Genomic DNA, 20,200 nt, shown 5'->3' with positions numbered 1-20,200 from the left:
CGCTGCGGGCACGCATCAGCGCGCGAGCGCCTTGCGCAGGCGGGAAAGCAGTTCGTCCGCCTTTGCCCCGTCGAGCGGCGCCAGCATGCCGCGCGCGGCCTCGGGGATGTGCCCGGCCGTCGTCGCGTCCGCGTCGAACACGTAATGCGAGAAGACCTCGCGCCAGACCTCGCGCTGGTGCGGGGGCAGCTCGCGCAGCGTCAGGATCGCCAGGTGCAGCGCATGCACCGGCGAGGCCATCCACGCCGGCGCGTCGCGCCACCAGTAGTTGACCAGCACGTTGAAGCCGTCCAGCGCCGCCATGTGGTGCCACCACATGCCCGGGATCAGCACCGCGTCGCCGGGACCGAGCTCGGCCACCAGCGCATGCCGCCACGCCTCGGCGAAGCGCGGGAACCGCTGCAGGTCGGGCGCGTCGGGGTCGACCAGGCTGACCGGCTGCCCGGCCGGCGTGAACTCCAGCGGGCCGATGTAGAGATTGCCCAGCTGCTCCGGCGGAAACAGCGTCACCCGGCGCCGGCCGGCGACCACGCAGGCGAGGTTGTCGGGCAGGTCCTGGTGGGTCGGCACGCGGCTGCGGTTGCCGATCCAGATGCTGGCCAGCGGATCGCGGTCGCCGAGGTCCAGGCGGTTGTCCGCCTGCAGGCCCGGCAGGAAGGTGTCGAGCGTGGTCGCGCCGAGGTAGATCATCGGCGCGGCGTCGTCGCCGAGGTACTTCACCAGCGTGTTGAGCGCGACGCTCAGCGGTACCTGTTCCTGGCGGAAATTGAATCCGCGCAGCGCGCTGTCGTAGAAGATGCGGCCGCCCGCGTCCGGTGGCGCGGTCATGGCCACCGCGGGCAGCGCGTCGTTGGCGAACCGGCGCAGATATGCGGCGGCCACGCGCGATGACTGCCGCGCCGCCTGCACGGCGGGCCAGTGCGCGACCAGGCCGCGGACCACCAGCGGCGACGTGGAACGCAGGACCGCGTCCAGCGGCATGCCGGCCGGTGCCTCGGGAATGCCCGCCGGCCCGTCGGCGACGGAAGCATCGACGTTGGCAGTCTGCGGCGTCTGCGCCATGTGGCTTGCCCCTGCGCCCGCTGCCGGGCGGGAAGATGCTGCGTTCGAACGGTGACGCCCGCCGCGGTCCGCGACGGGTGCCGCGCCGCCACGCCGACGGTGGCAGCCCGATGATGCTGGACTGGAGCGCGCCGGACTAGACCATGACGGACTAGAACCGGTAGCGGAATCCGAACATGTAGCGCGGGCCGGTCTGGGTGGCGTAGAACACCTGGCGTTCGTTGCGGCCGTGCGAACGCATGGTCTCGTCGGTCAGGTTGATCGCCTCGGCGTGGATCGAGAAGTTGTCGTTGACCTGGTAGCTGATGTTCATGTCCAGCTGGCCGTAGGCCTCGACGTACACCGGGTTCGGCCGCCAGCTGTCGTAGGTGCTGGAGAGGAACTCGTCGCGCCAGTTGTAGGCCGCGCGGATCTGCCACGGGCCCTTGTCGTAGAACGCGACCAGGTTGGCGGAGTTGCTCAGGCCCACCATCGCGAACTGGTCGCCCAGGTCGTAGTCGTCGTAGGTCAGGTCGGAGTCGACGATGGTGTAGTTGGCCGACATGCCGAAGCCGGATTCGCCGAACATGTGCTGGACGTTGAATTCCCAGCCGTCCAGCGACGAGGAATCCCTGTTCACCGGCACCGAGACCCGGAACACCGCCGCCGGGTCGCCCGGCAGGCCGGCGATGGTGCCGGTCGGCTGGCCGTTCGAGTCGGTGCCGGTGCGGACGACGCCCGGGTCGCCGTCGTGGTTCTCCAGGATGTAGCGGCGCACGCAGTTGCGGAAATCGGTGCCGCCCTGGACGCAGCCGTTGGCGACGGCCTCGTTGAAGTAGGCGCCGCCCACGGGCGTGGTGAGGTCGAAGGGCGAGGTCTCGATGACCGACGTGCCGATGTAGTTCGAGATGTTCTTGCGGAACCAGCCGACCGACACGTAGCTGCCCTCGCCGTAGTACCACTCGAACGACAGGTCGAAGTTCCTCGACTCCAGCGGCTTGAGGTTGGGGTCGCCCTGGGAGCCGGTACCGCCCTCGTAGGCCGCGAACGCATCGAGGGTCTGGCCGCCCTGGATGTGGTCCCACTGCGGGCGGCCGATGCTGTGGCCGTAGCTGGCGCGCAGCACCATGTCCTCGGTGATCCTGAGGTTCGTGTCGACGCTGGGCAGCCAGTACCGGTACTTGCCGCGCAGGGTGGTGAAGTCCGGATCGCCGAACTGCACCGCGAACTCGTTGGCGCCGGTCCAGACCAGCCCGGTGGCGATCGGCACGAGCGCGCTGGAGGTGACGTCGGTTTCCTCGTAGCGCACGCCGACCGCAACGTTCAGCGGCATCGACAGGTCCCAGGTGTTGCTCCACTGCACGTAGGCGCTCTTCGACTTCTCGGTCGTGCGCCGGTCGGTCGAGAAGTCCGGTGGCGGCAGGTAGGCCGCCTCGTCGCCGCCGCGGGCCGCGATCGCCGCGTTGCGCAGGCGCTGGAAGTCGAACAGGTAGAACTGCCCGAACGCGTTGCCGCTGCCGGGGAACTGGTCGAAGTAGCGGCTGATGTCGTCGCCGATCCACAGGTCGTCGGCGTAGTCCGCCGCGCCGTTGCCGAACCCGCCCCAGTCGTCGCGCTGGGTGAAGTTGTAGGCGGTGCGGTTCTCGACTTCGGTATACGCCACGCCGAAGTCCAGCTGCGCGTAGCCGGCGAACCTGAAGCTGCCGCGCAGCTGTCCCTGCTCGACCTCGGACTTCATGTAGCTGTTGCGGAACGACGAGCCGGTGACCATCATCTCGTCGGCGCCCACCGAGGTCATGCCGGGCGGCAGCATGACCGACAGCACCGGGAAGTCGCCGCTGAAATCGACGCTGGTCACGCCGCGCGCGAACGCCGCGGTGCCGATGACGTTGTTCGAGCCGAAGGGACTGTCGGCGCCGGATTCCGCACTCGAGCTGTGATAGTCGAACACGAGGTCGAGCGCGTCGGTCGCGGCCCATTCGACGTTGAAGCCCACCGACTTGTTCTCGTTCTTCGTCGCGAACTGCGCACCGGCCATCGCCAGGTCGCCCCAGCGCGGCTCGAAGCCGGGCGGGCAGACGTTGTTGGCGTCGCTGGCGGTCCATTGGTCGGTGGCGGGATTGAAGCAGCCGGCGTACTCGGTATAGCCGGTCGGCGCGGCGACCGGCCCGTCGGTCCACGAGGTCTGCGAGGCGGCCTGGTTGAACCACGTCGACAGTTCGTGGCGTCGCTGCTGGATCCGGTTCTCGGCGTAGGTGTAGTCGAGCGTCGCGGTGATCCGGTCGGTCGGCGCCCACTGCACGGTGGCCTGGCCGTTGGTGCGCTGGCGGCGGACGCCGTTGACCGCATAGATCAGGTTCTGCGGAATCGAATAGATGTCGCCCGGCCCCGGCGGATTGGTCGCATTGGCCGCGGAATCGGGATTGGCCAGCGGGCCTTCGCCGCCGGGGAACGCGTACCAGCCGCCGCCCACCGCGGCCTCGTTGTAGCCGAAGTCGCGTTCCTGGTAGCTGCCGCTGAGCGCGATGCCGAAGCGGCCGTCGGCGGTGGTTTCGCTGAAGATGCCCGACATCTCGCCGGTCCAGCTGTTGCCCTGCATCGGCTTGGGCAGGTTGTCGACCGAGCTGTCGTGCACGGCCTTCATGCCGACGCTGGCCAGCGAGCCGGTGTCGAGCGGACGTGCGGTCCTGATGTCGATGGTCGCGCCGATGCCGCCGGTCGCGGTCGCCGCGCGCGAGGTCTTGAACACCTCGACGCCCGAGATCGATTCGGAAGCGAGGTTGGCGAAATCGAACGCGCGCGAGTTCGAGGCGTTGGTCGCCTCGATGCTGGAGGCGGGCATCTGCCGGCCGTTGAGCAGCACTAGGTTGAAGTCCGGGCCGACACCACGCACCGTCACCCGCGAGCCTTCGCCCATCGACCGGTCGATCGACACGCCGCTGATGCGCTGCAGCGACTCGGCGAGATTGGTGTCGGGGAACTTGCCGATGTCCTCGGCGACGATGCCGTCGACGATGCCCTGCGCATCGCGCTTGAGGTTCATCGACGAGGTCAGGCTGCCGCGGATGCCGGTGACCACCACCGCGTCGAGTTCCGTGGGGTCGGTGCCGGGGGCGCCCGCCTGCGGTTGCTGTGGTGCATCGACCACCTGTGCGGCCAGCGGCGGCGCGAGCGCCAGCAGCAACGCGGACGTCAGAAGCCGCTTCTTGGGCCCGGCATGCAGATGCTTCATCGATGTTCCCTCCCCAGGGATCCCGCCAACTCGGTTTATGGATGCTTGTTCGGTTTATGGATGCGCGCGGTGACGCTGCGCGAAGGGATTGGAGGCCAGATTGACAGCGTTGTCAAAAAATCCCGCGCGCGCCCCCTGCGTGGCCCGGATCCGCGGGAAAACCGCGAAAAACCGTGTTGCGGTGCAACGCGTTTCCGCGCGGGAACGGGCAGGTTGCGTAGCCGTGCCGGCCGCGGTCGCGATGCCGGCGGGCGGCAGGGACGCCGCCGCCCGGCAAGCTCGCGTGCACCGGTTGCCGACTGCCGCGGCGATGCGATGATGCCGGGGCATGGCCGGTACCCCTGCGGTTCGCATCGATCACCCGAGGAGGCCCACCGATGACGTATGCATTCCCGGCATGGTTCGCCGCACTGCTGTGCGGCGCCGCGCTGTCCGCCCCGGCATTCGCGCAGTCGTCGACGGGCGGGCAGCAGGTCCAGGTCGGCGACATGCGCATGCACTACGAGGAAGTCGGCGCGGGCGATGCGCTGGTGCTGCTGCACGGGTTCGGCGGATGTGGCCGCGAATGGCGCGCACAGGCCGTGCGGCTTGCGGCCGATTACCGGGTGATCATGCCGGACCTGCGCGGCCACGGCGGTTCCACCAATCCGTCGGACGCGTTCACCCACCGCCAGGCCGCGGCCGACCTGTCCGCGTTGCTGGACCGGCTCGGCGTGGACAGGTTCAAGGCGATCGGCATCAGCAGTGGCGGCATGACGCTGCTGCACATGGCGACCCGGGAACCGGCGCGCGTCGAGGCGATGGTGCTGGTCGGGACCGCCCATTACTTTCCCGAGCAGGCACGGGCGATCACGCGCCGGGCGGCGGAGGCGGGGCCCCGGCTGGCAGATCTCGATTATTTCCGCCAGTGCGCGACGCGCGGCGAGACGCAGGTCGACGCGCTGGCGCGGCAGTTCGCCGGCTTCGCCACGAGCGCCGGGGACGTGGATTTCAGCCCGCGGTCGCTGGGCGGCATCCGTGCACGGACCTTGATCGTGCATGGCGACCGTGACGAGTTCTTCCCGCCCGACATCCCGGTCGCGATGCATGCCGCGATCCCGGATTCCGCGTTGTGGATCGTGCCCGGCGGCGCACACGTGCCGATCCACGGTGCCCGCGCGCAGGCGTTCGAGGACGAGGTCCTGCATTTCCTGCGCGATGCGCCGGGGGCTGGCGGGGTTGCGCCCTCCCGGCCGCCACGCTGACGGCGCTCGCCGGCGCGGCGGGCGCCGTCCGGCGTGTCACCAGAAGATCGCGTAGAGCGCGACGAAGATCGCGACCACGCCCAGTGCGCCGACGTTGAACACCGGAGACGTGGCGTAGCGGACGTCGTCGGTGCGGATGAAGTCCTTGCCTTCGGCCGGCCGGGTCAGCAGCGAGACCACGACGCCCAGCGCCAGCGCCAGCAGGAACACGATGCCGACCCGGTGGATGAAGGGCAGCGCGGGCAGCAGCTGGCCGATCGCGATCGACAGCAGGAACGAGCCGCCCGCCGCCGCCAGCGCGCCGGCCTCGTTGGCGCGCTTCCAGAACAGGCCGAGCACGAAGATCGCGACGATGCCCGGGGTGAAGTAGCCGGTGTAGTCCTGGATGAACTGGAAGCCCTGGTCGAAGCTGGCCAGCAGCGGCCGCGCGGTCAGCGCCGCGACCAGCATCGCAAGCACCGACACGATGCGGCCGACGCGCACGATCTGCTTCTGGCTGCGCTCGCCGGGCAGGCGGTTGTACAGGTCGAGGGTGAAGATCGTCGAGATCGAGTTGGTCATCGACGCCAGCGACGAGACGATCGCCGCGATCAGCGCAGCGAACACGATGCCGAGGATGCCCACCGGCAGCAGGCCCATCATCGTCGGGTAGGCCGCGTCCGGGCGCGGCAGGTCGGGCGCCAGCAGCACCGCGGCCAGGCCCGGCAGCACCACGATGATCGGCATCACCATCTTCAGCGCCGCGGCGAACAGCACGCCCTTCTGCGCCTCGCCGATGCTCTTCGCCGCCAGCGCGCGCTGGATGATGTACTGGTTGAAGCCCCAGTAGCTGAAGTGCATGACCCACATGCCGCCCAGCAGCACGCCCAGGCCCGGCAGGTCCTTGTAGAAGGGGTTCTCCGGCGACAGGATCATGTGGAAGTGGCCGGGCGCCTCGCTGCGCAGGCGCTCGAAGCCGGCGAGGATGCCGTCGCCGTCGCCGATCTGGCTGAGCGTGATGCCGACCAGCAGCAGGCCGCCGAGCACCAGCAGCGCCACCTGCACGATGTCGGTCAGCGCCACCGCCTTCAAGCCGCCGTAGACCTGGTAGCCGAGCGCGAACAGCGCCAGCCCCGCGAGCGCGGTCATCTGGTCGATGCCCGACACGTGGGCGATCGCCAGCGAGCCCAGCCACAGCACCGAGGTCAGGTTGACGAACACGTACAGCCCGACCCAGAACACCGCCATCAGGGTGCGGATGCGGCTGCCGAAGCGCCGTTCGAGGAACTGCGGCATCGTGTAGATGCGGTTGCGCAGGAAGATCGGCAGGAACCACTTGGCGACCACCAGCAGCGTGATCGCCGCCATCCACTCGTAGGAGGCGATCGCCAGGCCCAGCGCGAAGCCGGAACCGGACATGCCGATGATCTGCTCGGCGGAGATGTTGGCCGAGATCAGCGACGCGCCGATCGCCCACCACGGCAGCGAACGGCTGGCCAGGAAGTAGTCCTGCGCGTCCTTGGTGTGCCCGGCCTTCTCGCGCGAGACCCACTGGGCGAGGATGAAGATGCCGACCAGGTAGAGCAGCACGATGCCGGTGTCGAGCGGGGAGAGGGTCATGGCGTTTCCGGGTTGTCGTGGCCGGGAGCGGGCGGGCCCTGCGCAAGGCCGGGCCGGTTGCCGCTGGCGGACGCGGGGATGCGGGAGGAAGCTGCGGGGTACCGGGCGGGAGCGACGGCTCCGCGCCCGGCTGGATCAGAACCGGTAGCGCACGCGCAGGCCATAGCTGCGTGCGTCGTTGAGGAAGCGCACGTTGATGCCGGAGCCCACCAGCGCCTTCTGCGACACATCCCGGTTGAGCAGGTTGTTGCCCCAGGCCTCGAAGCGCCATGCGCCGCTCGGGATGGTGAAGCCGATGCCGGCATTGAGCATGGTTTCCGCATCCTGGCGGTCGGGGAAACCGGCGGTCGCGGCGTCTTCGACCCGATCGACGGTGCCGGCGGCGTCGGCGATGAAAACCACGTCCCGGTTGTTGAACTGGGTGAGGTAGTAGGCCGAGCGGTAAGAGGCGAGAACCTGCCAGTCCAGGGTGCCGCGCGCGAGTTCGACCATGTGCTGCAGGCGCGCGTTGAAGGTCAGCCTGGAGGCCAGTGGCAGCTCGTTGCCGGACAGGTCGATCAGCGAGGTGATGCCGCCGGCGGCGTGGTTCTGGCTGCGGACATCGGCGACCGTGCCTTCCTTGATCTCGCTGTCGAGGTACAGCGCGTTGAGGTTCAGCGAGAAACCGTGGTCGAAACGCAGCACGCTCTCGGCCTCCACGCCGTAGACCGCGGACCTGCCGACGTTGCGGTTGACCAGCGAGTATCCGGTGGCCTCGCCGAGTTCGTTGACGGCGATGACGGCCAGATCCTGGAAGACCTGGTCGGAATAGTCGTAGTAGAAGGCACTGATATTGAATGTCGACGGGCGGCCGAACCAGCGATAGGTGCCCTTGCTGCCGATCTCGTAGGCGATGATCGATTCCGGCTTGAAGGTTTCCGGGATCTCGTCGATGTCGAAGGCGTCGTTGAAGCCGCCCGCCTTGTGTCCGCTGGAGATCGTGGCGTAGAGGAGGTGGCTGTCGCTGCGGTCGTACTCCACGCCCGCCCGCCAGTCGGTGAAGTTGAACCTGCTCTCGCCGAACTGCTGCGCCGGGATGCCGCTGACCTGCACCCAGGGCTGATAGGGGCAGTCGATGGTGTCGCCGCCGATGTCGGGGCGGTCCACGCAACCGAAATCGCCGCCGCCGGGCACCGCGCCGATCTGATCGGCGATGGTGTCGTTGATGCCGTGCGACAGGATGCCCTGCAGCAGGAAGCGGGCCATGTCCGCCTGTGACGTCAGTCCGGTCACGTCGAAGTTGGGGCGGTACATGAACGCTGGCGCGAATCCCGGCGTGCCCAGGCGGGTGGCGAAATCGCCGCCCACGCCCGGCAGGCCGAGCGCCCAGTTGCCGCCGATGCCGTAGCGCGACTTTTCTTCCCGGGTGTAGCGCAGGCCGCCCTTCAGGCGCAGGCGGTCGTTGACGTCGAAGGTGCCGTCGGCGAAGGCCGCCGAGGAGCGGCCGTTGACGTCGGGCATCGTGAACTCGGTGCCCGAATACCACCGTCCCTTGTCGACCAGCGACAGGTAACCCACCTGCTGGTCTTCGTTGAAATGGAACAGGCCGGTGGTCCAGCGGAACCGGCTGTCGTCGTCGGAGGACAGGCGGATCTCGTGGACCTGGGACTGCGACAGCGTCATCCAGTACTGGGTCGAGTAGTTGTCGTAGTCGATGCCGCCGGGATTGTCGGGCGAGGTCTGGCCGATATTGCGGCCCGGCCACAGGATGCCCTCGCTGGCGGCGTTGGTCTGGCGATAGTCGACGTCGCGGTAGCTGGCGTTGTATTCCAGCGAGACCGGACCGAAGTCGTAGCCTATGTTCGCCATCGCACCCCAGTTGGTGCTGTCGAGCGTGCCCTGCTGTCCGCGGTAGATCACCTTGCGCAGATCCATCTGGTCGGGCGAATAGCCTTCGCGTGCCGCGCCGATGATGTTCGCGCCGGGATACCCGGTCCCGCCTTCCTTGCCCATGTCGGCCATCACGAACACGGAGAGCCTGTCGTCGGGTTCGTACAGGAACGAGACGCGCGCGCCCTTCTCGTCCTGGATCCCGGCCGGATCCAGGTGGGTCGCCATGCCGGCATTCTCGAACGAGGATTCCTTCTCGACCTTGTAGCCGGCCACGCGCAGCGCCGCCCAGCCGCCGAGCGGCAGGTTCAGCGCGAACTCGCCGGCGCGGTGGTCGCGGTTGCCGGCCTCGACCTGGGCGTAGCCGCCGAAGTCCTCGAGGTCGGGGCGCGCGGTGACGATGTTCAGCGTGCCGGCCAGCGCGTTGCGTCCGCGCAGGGTGCCCTGCGGCCCCTTGTTGATCTCGACGCGTTCCAGGTCGTAGAACATGCCGCCCAGGCCGCGCGGGCGCGGGATGTAGGCGCCGTTGATGTGCGGCGCGGCGCCGGGATCGCCCAGCTCGGTGTTGTTCGCCGAGCCGACGCCGCGGATGAAGATCTCCAGGTTGCCCTCCTGGTTGGCCATGCTCATGCCCGGCACCAGCGTCTGCAGGTTGCGCAGCTCGTTGTTGATGCCCAGCTGGCGGATCTCGTCCTGGCTGATCGACTGCGCGGTGCCGGCGTACTTCTGCAGGTCCTGCTCGCGGCGTTCGACCGTGACGATGATGGTGTCGAGCGTCCTGGCCTCGTCGGTCCGGTCGTCGCTGGCGGCGCTGCTCTGCGCCAGCGCCGGGAGTGCGTGCATCAGGCCCAGCGCGGCGCCGATGGCAACGGACAGCCGCGCTGCGCGCTTGCTCGGATCTCTCACGTGTCGTTCCCTCCCCAGGGCTGCGGCATCGGCCGGACACCGGCCTTTGACAGGCGCTTGTACGTGCCTCTGACAACGCTGTCAATCGATGCCCGGGACCGGCGCCGGATAATGCCGCCGGCAACGCGATGGCGACGTGCGCATGCGTGTTCGATGCTGCTTCGCAGCACGGGTTTGCGCCGCGCCCCGCGCGGGTCGGGCGCTGCAACCTGTCCGTGGAAGCGGGTGCGATGCGGATTGCCGGAAGCGCAGCGGGGACCGGTCGATCCGCAACTGCGAGGGAGGCGGGCAGTCCGCTCGTCCCCGGAACGGCAGCTGGCGAAGGGTGCCGGCGCCCCCGCCGGTCAGCGCCGGCGTTGCGGCGCAGGCCATCGAACCGCTACGATTTTGCACTGCAGCATTCCTTGCGACCTCATGTCCAGCACCTCCGCTTCCGTTCCGCCTCCCCGTCCCAATCCGCTGTCCCTGCTGATCTTCGGATCCCGCTGGCTGCAGTTGCCGCTGTACCTGGGCCTGATCGTCGCCCAGTGCGTCTACGTCTTCCTCTTCATCAAGGAGCTGTGGCACCTCGTCGAGGGCGCCAACACCCTGGACGAGCAGGGCATCATGCTGCTGGTGCTGGGGCTCATCGACGTGGTGATGATCTCCAACCTGCTGGTGATGGTGATCGTCGGCGGCTACGAGACCTTCGTCTCGCGGCTCGGCCTGCAGAACCATCCCGACCAGCCGGAATGGCTGAGCCACGTCAACGCCAGCGTGCTCAAGGTCAAGCTGGCGATGGCGATCATCGGCATCTCGTCGATCCACCTGCTCAAGACCTTCATCGCCGCCGGCGAGGTGGGCCTGCCGGTCTGCGGCTCGTCCGACTTCATCGCCGCCGCCAGCGCCCATGCGCAGGCGGTCGCCGCCGGGCTGACGCTGGCCGCGCCGGCCTGTACCAAAGTGACCGCCGCGGGGGTGATGTGGCAGACGCTGATCCACGGCGGCTTCATCCTGTCGGCGATGGGCATCGCCTACACCGACAAGCTGATGACCGGCAGCACGGCCAAGCGCGAACACGCCGCGCACTGACGGCGCGGCGCGAATCCCCGCGCCGCGCCCGCCGGTCTCGTCCGGCGCGACGGGCGGGCGCGTAGAATGTGCCGATGGATGTTTCGCATTTGCTCGACGGGCTCAACGCGGCCCAGCGCCAGGCCGTGTCCGCGCCCGATGGCCACTATCTGGTGCTCGCCGGCGCCGGCAGCGGCAAGACCCGGGTCCTGACCCATCGCATCGCCTGGCTCAACGAAGTGCTCGGCGTGCCAACCCATGGCATCTTCGCGGTGACCTTCACCAACAAGGCCGCCGCGGAGATGCGCCACCGCGTCGACGCGCAGCTGCCGCGCGGCGCACGCGGCATGTGGATCGGTACCTTCCACGGCCTCGCGCACCGGCTGCTGCGGTTGCACTGGCAGGACGCGAAACTGCCCGAGGGTTTCCAGATCCTCGACAGCGACGACCAGCTGCGGCTGGTCAAGCGCGTGGTCCAGCAGCTGGAACTCGACGACGCGCGCTTCCCGCCGCGGCAGATCGCCTGGTGGATCAACGAACAGAAGGACGAGGGCCGGCGCCCGCAGCACATCCAGGCCGTCGGCGACGAATGGTCGGGGGTGATGCTCAAGGCCTACACGCTGTACCAGGAACGCTGCGACCGCGCCGGCCTGGTCGATTTCGCCGAGATCCTGCTGCGCGCCCACGAACTGCTGCGCGACACGCCGGCGCTGCTGGCGCACTACCGCCAGCGCTTCGGGCACATCCTGGTCGACGAGTTCCAGGACACCAATGCGATCCAGTACGCGTTCATCCGCGTGCTGGCCGGCAGCGGTGCCGACGGGAGCGGCGGCAAGGTGTTCGTGGTCGGCGACGACGACCAGGCGATCTACGGCTGGCGCGGGGCCAAGGTCGAGAACGTGCAGCGCTTCCTGCGCGACTACCCGGGCGCGCAGACCATCCGCCTGGAACAGAACTACCGCTCCACCGCCAACATCCTCGGCGCCGCGAACGCGGTCATCGCGCACAATCCCGAGCGCCTCGGCAAGCAGCTGTGGACCGACAGCGGCGAGGGCGATCCGATCGACCTGTACGCGGCCTACAACGAGATCGACGAGGCGCGCTACGTGGTCGAGCGCATCGCCCAATGGGTGCGTGACGGCGGCAGCCATGGCGACGCGGCGATCCTGTACCGCAGCAACGCGCAGTCGCGCGCGCTGGAAGAGCAGCTGGTCGCCGAGCAGGTGCCGTACCGGGTCTATGGCGGCGTGCGCTTCTTCGAGCGTGCCGAGATCAAGGACACCCTCGCATACCTGCGGCTGGTGACCAGCCGCGACGACGACGCGGCGTTCGAGCGTGCGGTCAATACGCCCACGCGCGGCATCGGCGAGCGCACGCTCGACGAGGTCCGGCGCCATGCGCGCGAACACGCGCTGTCGCTGTGGGCCGCCTCGCAGCAGGTCGCGCAGGGCAACACCCTCGCCGCGCGGGCGCGCAACGCGCTCGCCGGGTTCCACCAGCTGATCGATGCGCTCGCGGACGAGGTCGCCGAGCTGCCGCTCAAGGACAAGATCGACCACGTGCTGGCGCGTTCGGGCCTGCGCGTGCATTACACCAACGAATCGAAGGGCAGCGCCGATTCGCGCGTGGAGAACCTCGACGAACTGGTGTCGGTGGCCTCGCGCTTCGTGCGCGGCGACGACGAAGAGAGTGCCCAGCTGACCGAGCTGGTCGCGTTCCTCGCCTACGCCGCGCTGGAGGCCGGCGAGGGCCAGGCGCAGGCCGGCGAGGACGGCGTGCAGCTGATGACCCTGCACAGCGCCAAGGGCCTGGAGTTCCCGCTGGTGTTCCTGGTCGGGCTGGAGGAAGGGCTGTTCCCCAACGCGCGTTCGGTCGAGGAGAGCGGCCGGCTGGAGGAGGAACGCCGGCTCGCGTATGTCGGCATCACCCGCGCGCGGCAGAAGCTGGTGCTCAGCTACGCCGAGGCGCGGCGCCTGCATGGCCAGGACATGCTCGGCATTCCCTCGCGCTTCCTGCGCGAGATCCCGCCGGTGCTACTCAACGAGGTGCGCCCGCGGCAGCAGGTCATGCGCGCGTCGTTCCCGCAGCGGCAGCGGCCGGACTACGGCCATGCCAGCCTCGCGCCGACGACCGGGATCCGCCTCGGCCAGAACGTCAGCCACGCGAAGTTCGGCACCGGCACGGTCACCGACATCGAAGGCGACGGCGCGCACGCGCGTGTGCAGGTGAACTTCGACGACGCCGGCAGCAAGTGGCTGGTGCTGGCCTACGCCAACCTGCAGCCGGCGTAGGCGGGGCGGCAGACACCGTCCGGGCTTCCCACGCGGTTGCCGTGCCCGCTCCGGGCCGGGCAGGCGCGTATAGTCGGGTTGTCGATCCTCGTCAGCCCCGGGAGAACGTCATGTACCGCAACATCCTCGTCGCCACCGATGGCTCCGATCTCGCCGCACGCGGCGTCGAACAGGCGGTCGCGCTGGCCGCGGACCTGCACGCGCGGCTCGTGGTCGTGACCGTATCGGAACCGTGGCATACCGGCCTCGGCGATGCGATGACGCTCGGCGCATCGGCCGAGCTGCTCGACGACTATCGCAGCGGCTGCAAGGAAGCCGCCGACAAGGTCCTCGGCGCCGCCGCGGCGCTGGCGCAGGATCGTGGCGTCGCGGTCGAGACGGTGTACCTGCCGGAACGGCCGCCGGCCGATGCGATCCTCGAAACCGCCGCCACCCAGGGCTGCGACCTGATCGTCATGGCCTCGCACGGGCGCAGCGGCCTGGGCCGGCTGCTGCTCGGCAGCCAGACCCAGGCCGTGGTCACCCGCAGCACGCTGCCGGTCCTGGTCGTCCGCTGACAAGCTGGTTCCGGGCCGTAGTGCAGTGGCCATCGGTCGTCCGTTGCGGTCCCGGCGCGGACGGATGCGCGGTCCCGGCATGGGAGCCGCCGACGGCTGCAGTATTCTGTGCAATCGCCAATTGCCCGGAAGTCCCATGACCCGACATGCACTCGCCCTGGCCGTCGCAGGCCTCGTGTCCGCCCCGCTGCTCGCCGCCGAGGGCATGTGGACGCTCGACAACCTGCCGCTGGCCGACCTGCAGGCAAGCTACGGCTTCGCGCCCGACGACGCCTGGGTCACCCATGCGATGCGCTCGTCGGTGCGGCTGGCGGGCGGTTGCTCGGGCTCGTTCGTCTCGCCCGACGGCCTGGTGCTGACCAATGCGCACTGCATCGTCGGCTGCGTGCAGGGACTCTCCTCGCCCGAGCGCGACCTCCAGAACGGGGGCTTCGTCGCCAATGCGCGCGGCGACGAGCTGCAGTGCCCGGCCGAGGAACTGAACGTGCTGCTCGACATCACCGACGTCAGCGACCGTCTCGCCGGCGCGGTCGAGGGCCGCAGCGGACAGGACTACGTGGATGCGCGCAACGCCGAGAAGAGCCGCATCGAGTCGGAATGCGTCGGCGATGCGGAAGCGACCACGCGCTGCGACGTGGTCGAGCTCTACAACGGCGGCCAGCAGCACCTCTATCGCTACCACCGCTATTCCGATGTGCGCCTGGTGTTCTCGCCCGAGTATTCGGTCGGTTTCTTCGGCGGCGATCCGGACAATTTCAATTTCCCGCGCTACAACCTCGACGCGGGCCTGCTGCGCGCCTACGAGGACGGCCGGCCGGCCAGCATCGAACATCATTTCGCGCTCGACCCGGCCGGCGCCGAGGCCGGCGAACTGGTCATGGTCACCGGCCATCCCGGCCGCACCCAGCGCCAGCTCACCGTGGCGCAGCTGGAGACCGTGCGCGACGTGAACCTGATCAACAACCTGCTGTGGCTGGCCGAGCGCCGCGCCATGCTGGGCCAGTACGGGCGCATCGACGACGAGGCCGCGCGCCAGGCGCAGTCGGACCTCACCTTCACCGACAACAGCTACAAGGTGTTCCGCGGCCAGCTGCAGGCGCTGCTCGATCCGGCGGTGTTCGCGGCCAAGCGTGCCGAGGAGGCGGCGCTGCGCGAGGGCGTCGACCAGGCGCCATGGGACGACGTGGCCGCGGCGCAGCAGACCGCGCGCGAACTGGCGGTACCGTACATGCTGCTCGAGCAGGGGCGTGCGTTCGACACCCGTCTGTTCACCATCGCCCGCACCCTGCTGCGCGGCGCCGGCGAACGCGCCAAGCCCAACGACGCGCGCCTGCCCGAGTTCCAGGACGCCGGCCAGGGCCGCCTGCGCCAGACCCTGCTCAGCAGCGCGCCGATCCATCCCGAGTTCGAGATCGCCAAGCTGACGTGGTCGCTGACCAAGCTGCGCGAACTGCTCGGCACCGACGATCCGCTGGTCAAGGACGTGCTGGGCGACCGGTCGCCGGCGCAGGTCGCCAGGTCATTGGTCGAGGGCAGCACCCTGGCCGATGTCGCGACGCGCGAGCGCCTGTGGGACGGCGGCGAGCGCGCGGTGGCCGCATCCGAAGATCCGTTCATCGCACTCGCCCGGCTGGTCGACGCGCCGGCGCGCGCGCTGCGCAAGCGCCAGGAATCCGAAGTGGCCTCGATCGAGTCGCGCAGCGCGACGCAGATCGCCAGGGTGCGGTTCGACAAGCTCGGTACCAGCGTCTACCCCGATGCGACGTTCACGCTGCGCCTGTCGTACGGCGAGGTGCAGGGATGGGAGGAGAACGGCAAGCCGGTCGCGCCGTTCACCGAGATCGCCGGCGTGTTCGCGCGCAACACCGGTGCCGAGCCCTATGCGCTGCCGCAGCGCTGGCTCGACGCCGAGTCGCGGCTGGCGCTCGACACGCGCTTCAACTTCGTCAGTAGCAACGACATCATCGGCGGCAATTCCGGCAGCCCGGTCATCGACCGCGATGCGCGGGTGGTCGGGCTGGCGTTCGACGGCAACATCCACTCGCTGGGCGGCAGCTTCTGGTACGACCCGCGCCTCAACCGCACGGTGTCGGTGCACAGCGGCGCGATCGTCGAGGCGCTGAAGACCGTCTACGGGGCGGACACGCTGGTCGACGAACTGCTGCAGGAATGATCCCGCCCTAGAGCGGGCTTGCTCCGCTCTACGTGGACAGCGGGATCGTGCGCCCGCCGGCGGCGCTGTCGATGCCGGCCTGCAGCACGCGCATCACCGCCAGCGCCTCGCCGGTGGTGACCGGCGGCGGTCCGCGGCCCAGCAGCGCGTCGCGCAGGCCCGCGTAGTAGGCGCGGTAGTCGCCCGGCGGTGCCGGGCCGTCGTCGTCGTGCAGGCCGCCATCGCCGGCGACCCGCAGCAGGCGGCCGGGCGCAGGATCCACGCCCCAGCCGGCATCGCCGGGCGTGTCGCCGCTGCGCAGCGCCGCCTCCTGCGGATCCAGCCCGCGCTTGACCCAGCTGCCGCCGCTGCCGTGCACGGCGAAGCGCAGGCCGTTGTCGGGCACCAGCGCGCCGGCGTGCAGCACTGCACGCATTCGCGGATAGCGCAGCACGACATGAAACCAGTCGTCGACCTCGGCGCCGTCGCGCTGGATCGCGATGTCGGCCTGTACCGCGTCCGGCAGGCCGAACAGCTGCAGCGCCTGGTCGACCAGGTGCGGGCCGAGGTCGAACCACAGGCCGGCGCCGGGGCCCGGGCGTTCGCGCCAGCGGTCGGGTACCGTGGGCCGGAAGCGGTCGAAATGCGAATGCAGTTCCGAGACGGTACCGAGCGTGCCGTCATCGACGAGCGTGCGCAGGGCGAGGAAGTCCGCGTCCCAGCGCCGGTTGTGGAACACGCTGACGATGCGTCCGGCGCGTCCGGCTGCCGCGATCACGGCTTCGGCCCCGGCAGGGTCCAACGCGAACGGCTTGTCGACGACCACGTGGCGCCCGGCCTCGATCGCGGCGATCGCCAGCGGTACGTGCACCGCGTTGGGCGCGGCGATCACGACCAGATCGATCGCCGGGTCGGCGAAGGCGGCGTGCGGGTCGGCGACGACCGCGACCTCCGGGAGATCGGCATGCACCCTGGCCGCGTCGCGCGAGACCACGGTGCGCAGCCGCAGGCCCGGCGTGGCCTGCAGCAGCGGGGCATGGAACACGCGGCCCGCCAGGCCGTAGCCGACCAGCGCGACCTGCAGCGGGGCGGCAGGCATCGGGACGTGCCGGGCCGTGGACCGGACCTACCAGCCGAACAGCTTGAAATAGGTCTGCGGCGGGTTGTCGCCTTCGTTGTCGATCCGGCCGTCGCCGTCGTGGTCGTACAGGTAGTAGGTCGGGCCGCGCGAGGGCACCACCTGGATCGCGCGCAACTGGCCGGCGATGCGGAACTCGGTGATGCGGTCGCCGTTGGATTCGACGCGGGTGACCTGTTCGGCGTCCTCGGGGATGCCGTGCGGCAGCCCGTCCGTACCGGTGGTCGCGCAGGCGGACAGGGCCAGCAGGGCGGCGGCGAGGATGGCGGAACGGGTGGCGGACATGACGGATCTCCTGCGGTCGGATCGCCATTATGCGCGCACGGCGCGCGAGGCGCCGTGCGCGGCGTCCGCTCCGGGTGCTCAGCTCAACGGGTCGTAGCTGAAGAGCCACAGCTGCGCGTTGCCCTGCTGCACGCCGGCGTTGGTGTGGAACTGGCCGGGCGTCGTCAGTTCGCCGACGAAGGTGTAGCGCTTCCCGGCCTCCAGCCGGCCGGTGGGCATCAGCTGCTCGGTCTGCGGCTGCATGTACAGCGTGACCTCGTTGCCGTCCTCGGTCTCGACGGTGATCGCGCGCCAGCGGCCATCCTTGACGATCGCCTCGTTGACCTTGAGGAACTCCGGCTCCGGTTCGAGATTCCGGACCGTCGCGCTGAAGCGCACCAGCGAGCCGATGGTCTGGTCGAGCTTGTCGTCCCAGGCACGCCCCTGCCTGCGTTCGGCCTGGCGGGCATTGGTGTAGTCCAGGATCTCCTGGATGTCGTTGAAGCGGATCTGGAAGGTCACGCCGCGGCTGGTCAGCATCCGCACCTGCGATTCGACAATGTTCAGCAGGCTGCGGGTGGAGATGCCGCAGCCGTCGTCGTCGAGGCAGTAGCGCTGCCACATCTGCGCGGTCCAGCCGTCGAACTGCTTCGGCGGATCGCCGAACTCCAGCTGCTTGGCGACGCCGGGCGCATAGGCGACCGCCGAGGTGCCCTGGTTCGGCGCGACGACGAACACGCCGCCGTTGCCGAGGTCGAGCTTGCCGATCCGCAACTGCCGCAGCATCGCCCAGGCATAGTCCTGCGCGCTCACGCCGTTCAGGTCGTCGACGACCAGCAGCGCCAGTTCGATGCCCTGGGTCTGCGCCAGGTCGTACAGCGTGCCTTCGAGTCCCTCGAGCAGCTCCGGATCGAGCTTGCCGGTCTCGTCGACGACGAACCGCCCGTACTTGAACGGGATCGTCTGGGCCGACGGCGCGGGCAAGCGGACCGAAACGTTCCTCGGCGATGCCGGCGCCTGCGGTGGCGCCGCGCCGGTGCCGCTGCCCGACGGACAATCCGGGCGCCCGGCCTGCCGGCAGGCTTCGGTCCAGCCGTCGCGGATCGCGGCGAGGCGGTCCGCGCGGGCCGGGTGGGTGTCGGTGACGTGGTCGGTGCCAAGCGACTGCATCGCGCTCTTGGCGTCCTCGAGGCTGGCGCCCATGCGCTGCAGCACGAAACCGCTGAACTTGTCGGCTTCCAGTTCGATCGGTGGCTGGCTGCCGGTGCCGGTGATCGTGTGCCCGGACAGGTGGTGGCCGATCTCGTGGGCCATGATGCTGATCGGCGCCCACGGGTTGCCGCCGGTGGCCGTGCGCACCTCGCCGAGGAAATTGCGGTTGAACGCGATCACCCGTTGCGGGATGCGGTTCTCGTCGGCCAGGATCACCGCGGCGGCATTCGCGACCGGACCCTCGGTGACGATGAAGTTCTGCGGCAGGCCGGTGAAGCCCATGACCTGTTCGACCATCGAGCGGCAGTCGGCCGGCGCGGTGCCGGTCAGCGTCGCCGGGTCCAGCTGCTCGCTGCGGCCATCGTAGGAGCAGGCCTGCAGGGTGGAGGCGAGTTCCCGGACCATCTCTGCGCGGCTCATGCCGCCGCTGGCCGTGGCGGCGGGCGGCGGCGCATCGTCGTGTCCGCAGGCGGCCAGCAGCAACGCGAGCGGGAGAGCGGAAAGAGCGGGGTGGACAAGGCGCATGGCATCAACTCCTGTTGAATGGAAATTCCGGTCAGGCGAGGTCGGTCAGGCGAGACGGGCGAGGACGATCGCGACGATCAGCTCCGAATAGGCACGCAGCAGGATCAGGTCGATCGCCACGAAGCAGCCCATGGCGAGCAGCAGGCGCCAGGCGTCGCGGCGCAGGTCGAGGCGGAAGAACTGCACGCATGCGAAGGCCAGCAGCGCGCACTCGACCACGTACATGTACCACTTGGAGGCTTCCCGCCACGCGAGCATGTAGGCCGAGGTGTCCAGCACCAGCAGCGGCAGCAGGTTCACGAAATTCAGCACGATCATCGCCGCATGGCAGTAGGCGGCCAGCACCAGGTGCTCGACGGGGTTGAAGCCGCCCCGGCGCCGGAACACCAGCAGGGTCGTGGCCACGATGGCGAAGATGCCGAGCGTGAAGCTCCACTTGCCGTAGCGCTGGGCCAGCGCCATCGCGGCATTCACGTCGGCGTCGGGCGAGGTCATGAAGCCGATGCGGCCCAGCAGGACCACCAGCAGCGCGATGCACACCAGCAGCAGCTTCAATGGATGCACATGGCGGCTGCGCGCGCCCTCGACGTACTCGCGCGCGACCGTGCCGGGTCGCAGCAGCAGGCGTCCGAGCGTGCGCGCGACCGACAGCTCGAACAGCCGCCACTTCTCCCAGGTCTCCTTGCGCAGGTCGCCGATGCCGAGCCGGTGCGCGGCCTTCTGGCCGCACTGGCTGCAGTACGGGGCGCCGTGCATCGGCGCGCCGCAGTTGCGGCAGATGCCGGACCGCCACCACGGCACCTCCGGCGGCGGTGCCGCATCGGCGGCAGGCGGGCGCGTGGCGTCGTCGCCACTCATCGCCCGCTCCGGTCCCGGACGATCTGGACATCCGTGCCGTGCCGCGGCCGGCCATGACAGGACATGCGCATCCCTTCTCCCGTTGCGTCGGGGGATTATCACGTCGCGGCGTTCGGATTTTGTCAGCACCTGTCGTCTGCATGGCGGTCCCGTCGCTGGTGGCTCCCGGTTGTCAACGCGCCGGCGGCGGCAACGGGGTTGCGCGGATCGCCCCGGTGGTCGCCATCGAGCGGGCGCCACGGGACGGACGCCACGGGACGGA

General features: G+C 69.5%; 13 protein-coding genes. 5 read left to right on the top strand and 8 right to left on the bottom strand.

What is annotated here, in order from left to right:
• Positions 1 to 15 precede the first annotated feature (15 nt).
• Positions 16 to 981, bottom strand: coding sequence for a cupin-like domain-containing protein (locus LDO26_RS03420; protein ID WP_232129699.1), 966 nt, complete (start codon positions 979 to 981; stop codon positions 16 to 18).
• Between the two features lie 232 nt (positions 982 to 1,213).
• Positions 1,214 to 4,273 (bottom strand): TonB-dependent receptor, encoded by a 3,060-nt coding sequence (locus LDO26_RS03415; protein WP_232129666.1) that lies wholly within the window; start codon positions 4,271 to 4,273, stop codon positions 1,214 to 1,216.
• A 377-nt stretch (positions 4,274 to 4,650) separates the two neighbouring features.
• Here LDO26_RS03415 and LDO26_RS03410 point away from each other — a divergent pair, with 377 nt between their 5' ends.
• A complete protein-coding gene (locus LDO26_RS03410; RefSeq protein ID WP_232129665.1) occupies positions 4,651 to 5,517 on the top strand; it encodes an alpha/beta fold hydrolase in 867 nt (288 codons plus the stop codon).
• A 36-nt stretch (positions 5,518 to 5,553) separates the two neighbouring features.
• On the opposite strand, the gene LDO26_RS03405 is transcribed toward LDO26_RS03410, so the two are convergent.
• Positions 5,554 to 7,116 carry a sodium:solute symporter family transporter gene (locus tag LDO26_RS03405; RefSeq protein WP_232129664.1) on the bottom strand — a complete coding sequence of 521 codons (1,563 nt, stop codon included), beginning with the start codon at positions 7,114 to 7,116 and terminating at the stop codon, positions 5,554 to 5,556.
• Positions 7,117 to 7,251: 135 nt separating this feature from the next.
• The gene (locus LDO26_RS03400) at positions 7,252 to 9,891 is read right to left on the bottom strand and encodes a TonB-dependent receptor (protein WP_232129663.1); all 2,640 of its coding nucleotides are present in this window, start codon (positions 9,889 to 9,891) and stop codon (positions 7,252 to 7,254) included.
• Between the two features lie 414 nt (positions 9,892 to 10,305).
• Between LDO26_RS03400 and LDO26_RS03395 the strand changes: the two genes are divergently transcribed.
• The 4 genes from LDO26_RS03395 (at position 10,306) to LDO26_RS03380 (ending at position 15,962) form a co-directional block, all read left to right on the top strand.
• Positions 10,306 to 10,962, top strand: coding sequence for a TIGR00645 family protein (locus LDO26_RS03395; RefSeq protein WP_232129662.1), 657 nt, complete (start codon positions 10,306 to 10,308; stop codon positions 10,960 to 10,962).
• Between the two features lie 74 nt (positions 10,963 to 11,036).
• Entirely contained in the window at positions 11,037 to 13,232 is a 2,196-nt protein-coding gene (gene uvrD / locus LDO26_RS03390) for a DNA helicase II (protein WP_232129661.1), read from the top strand.
• Between the two features lie 110 nt (positions 13,233 to 13,342).
• Positions 13,343 to 13,789 (top strand): universal stress protein, encoded by a 447-nt coding sequence (locus tag LDO26_RS03385; protein WP_232129660.1) that lies wholly within the window; start codon positions 13,343 to 13,345, stop codon positions 13,787 to 13,789.
• 136 nt (positions 13,790 to 13,925) lie between these two features.
• Positions 13,926 to 15,962, top strand: coding sequence for a S46 family peptidase (locus LDO26_RS03380; RefSeq protein WP_232129659.1), 2,037 nt, complete (start codon positions 13,926 to 13,928; stop codon positions 15,960 to 15,962).
• A 28-nt stretch (positions 15,963 to 15,990) separates the two neighbouring features.
• Here the strand turns inward: LDO26_RS03380 and LDO26_RS03375 are convergent, their stop codons facing one another.
• From LDO26_RS03375 to LDO26_RS03360, 4 genes are all read right to left on the bottom strand, one after another.
• Positions 15,991 to 17,040, bottom strand: a complete 1,050-nt coding sequence (locus LDO26_RS03375) for an oxidoreductase (protein ID WP_232129658.1) — start codon at positions 17,038 to 17,040, stop codon at positions 15,991 to 15,993.
• Positions 17,041 to 17,067: 27 nt separating this feature from the next.
• Positions 17,068 to 17,364, bottom strand: a complete 297-nt coding sequence (locus LDO26_RS03370; RefSeq protein WP_232129657.1) for a DUF2782 domain-containing protein — start codon at positions 17,362 to 17,364, stop codon at positions 17,068 to 17,070.
• 78 nt (positions 17,365 to 17,442) lie between these two features.
• A complete protein-coding gene (locus tag LDO26_RS03365; protein WP_232129656.1) occupies positions 17,443 to 19,080 on the bottom strand; it encodes a TPM domain-containing protein in 1,638 nt (545 codons plus the stop codon).
• 45 nt (positions 19,081 to 19,125) lie between these two features.
• Complete coding sequence (locus tag LDO26_RS03360; protein WP_232129655.1) at positions 19,126 to 19,938, bottom strand: DUF3667 domain-containing protein; 813 nt, start codon at positions 19,936 to 19,938, stop codon at positions 19,126 to 19,128.
• Positions 19,939 to 20,200 lie beyond the last annotated feature (262 nt).

The sequence above is a fragment of the Proluteimonas luteida genome, assembly GCF_021191695.1.
Taxonomy (GTDB): Bacteria; Pseudomonadota; Gammaproteobacteria; order Xanthomonadales; family Xanthomonadaceae; genus Luteimonas; species Luteimonas luteida.
This window is presented reverse-complemented; position numbering and strand designations above follow the sequence as displayed.

Excerpts from the sequence above, each read along its gene's own strand:
- LDO26_RS03375 (WP_232129658.1), bottom strand. The coding sequence starts at position 17,040 with ATGCCTGCCGCCCCGCTGCAGGTCGCGCTGGTCGGCTACGGCCTGGCG.
- LDO26_RS03370 (WP_232129657.1), bottom strand. The coding sequence starts at position 17,364 with ATGTCCGCCACCCGTTCCGCCATCCTCGCCGCCGCCCTGCTGGCCCTG.
- LDO26_RS03365 (WP_232129656.1), bottom strand. The coding sequence starts at position 19,080 with ATGCGCCTTGTCCACCCCGCTCTTTCCGCTCTCCCGCTCGCGTTGCTG.
- LDO26_RS03395 (WP_232129662.1), top strand. The coding sequence starts at position 10,306 with ATGTCCAGCACCTCCGCTTCCGTTCCGCCTCCCCGTCCCAATCCGCTG.
- LDO26_RS03420 (WP_232129699.1), bottom strand. The coding sequence starts at position 981 with ATGCCGCTGGACGCGGTCCTGCGTTCCACGTCGCCGCTGGTGGTCCGC.
- LDO26_RS03385 (WP_232129660.1), top strand. The coding sequence starts at position 13,343 with ATGTACCGCAACATCCTCGTCGCCACCGATGGCTCCGATCTCGCCGCA.
- LDO26_RS03360 (WP_232129655.1), bottom strand. The coding sequence starts at position 19,938 with ATGAGTGGCGACGACGCCACGCGCCCGCCTGCCGCCGATGCGGCACCG.
- LDO26_RS03410 (WP_232129665.1), top strand. The coding sequence starts at position 4,651 with ATGACGTATGCATTCCCGGCATGGTTCGCCGCACTGCTGTGCGGCGCC.
- LDO26_RS03380 (WP_232129659.1), top strand. The coding sequence starts at position 13,926 with ATGACCCGACATGCACTCGCCCTGGCCGTCGCAGGCCTCGTGTCCGCC.
- uvrD (WP_232129661.1), top strand. The coding sequence starts at position 11,037 with ATGGATGTTTCGCATTTGCTCGACGGGCTCAACGCGGCCCAGCGCCAG.
- LDO26_RS03405 (WP_232129664.1), bottom strand. The coding sequence starts at position 7,116 with ATGACCCTCTCCCCGCTCGACACCGGCATCGTGCTGCTCTACCTGGTC.
- LDO26_RS03415 (WP_232129666.1), bottom strand. The coding sequence starts at position 4,273 with ATGAAGCATCTGCATGCCGGGCCCAAGAAGCGGCTTCTGACGTCCGCG.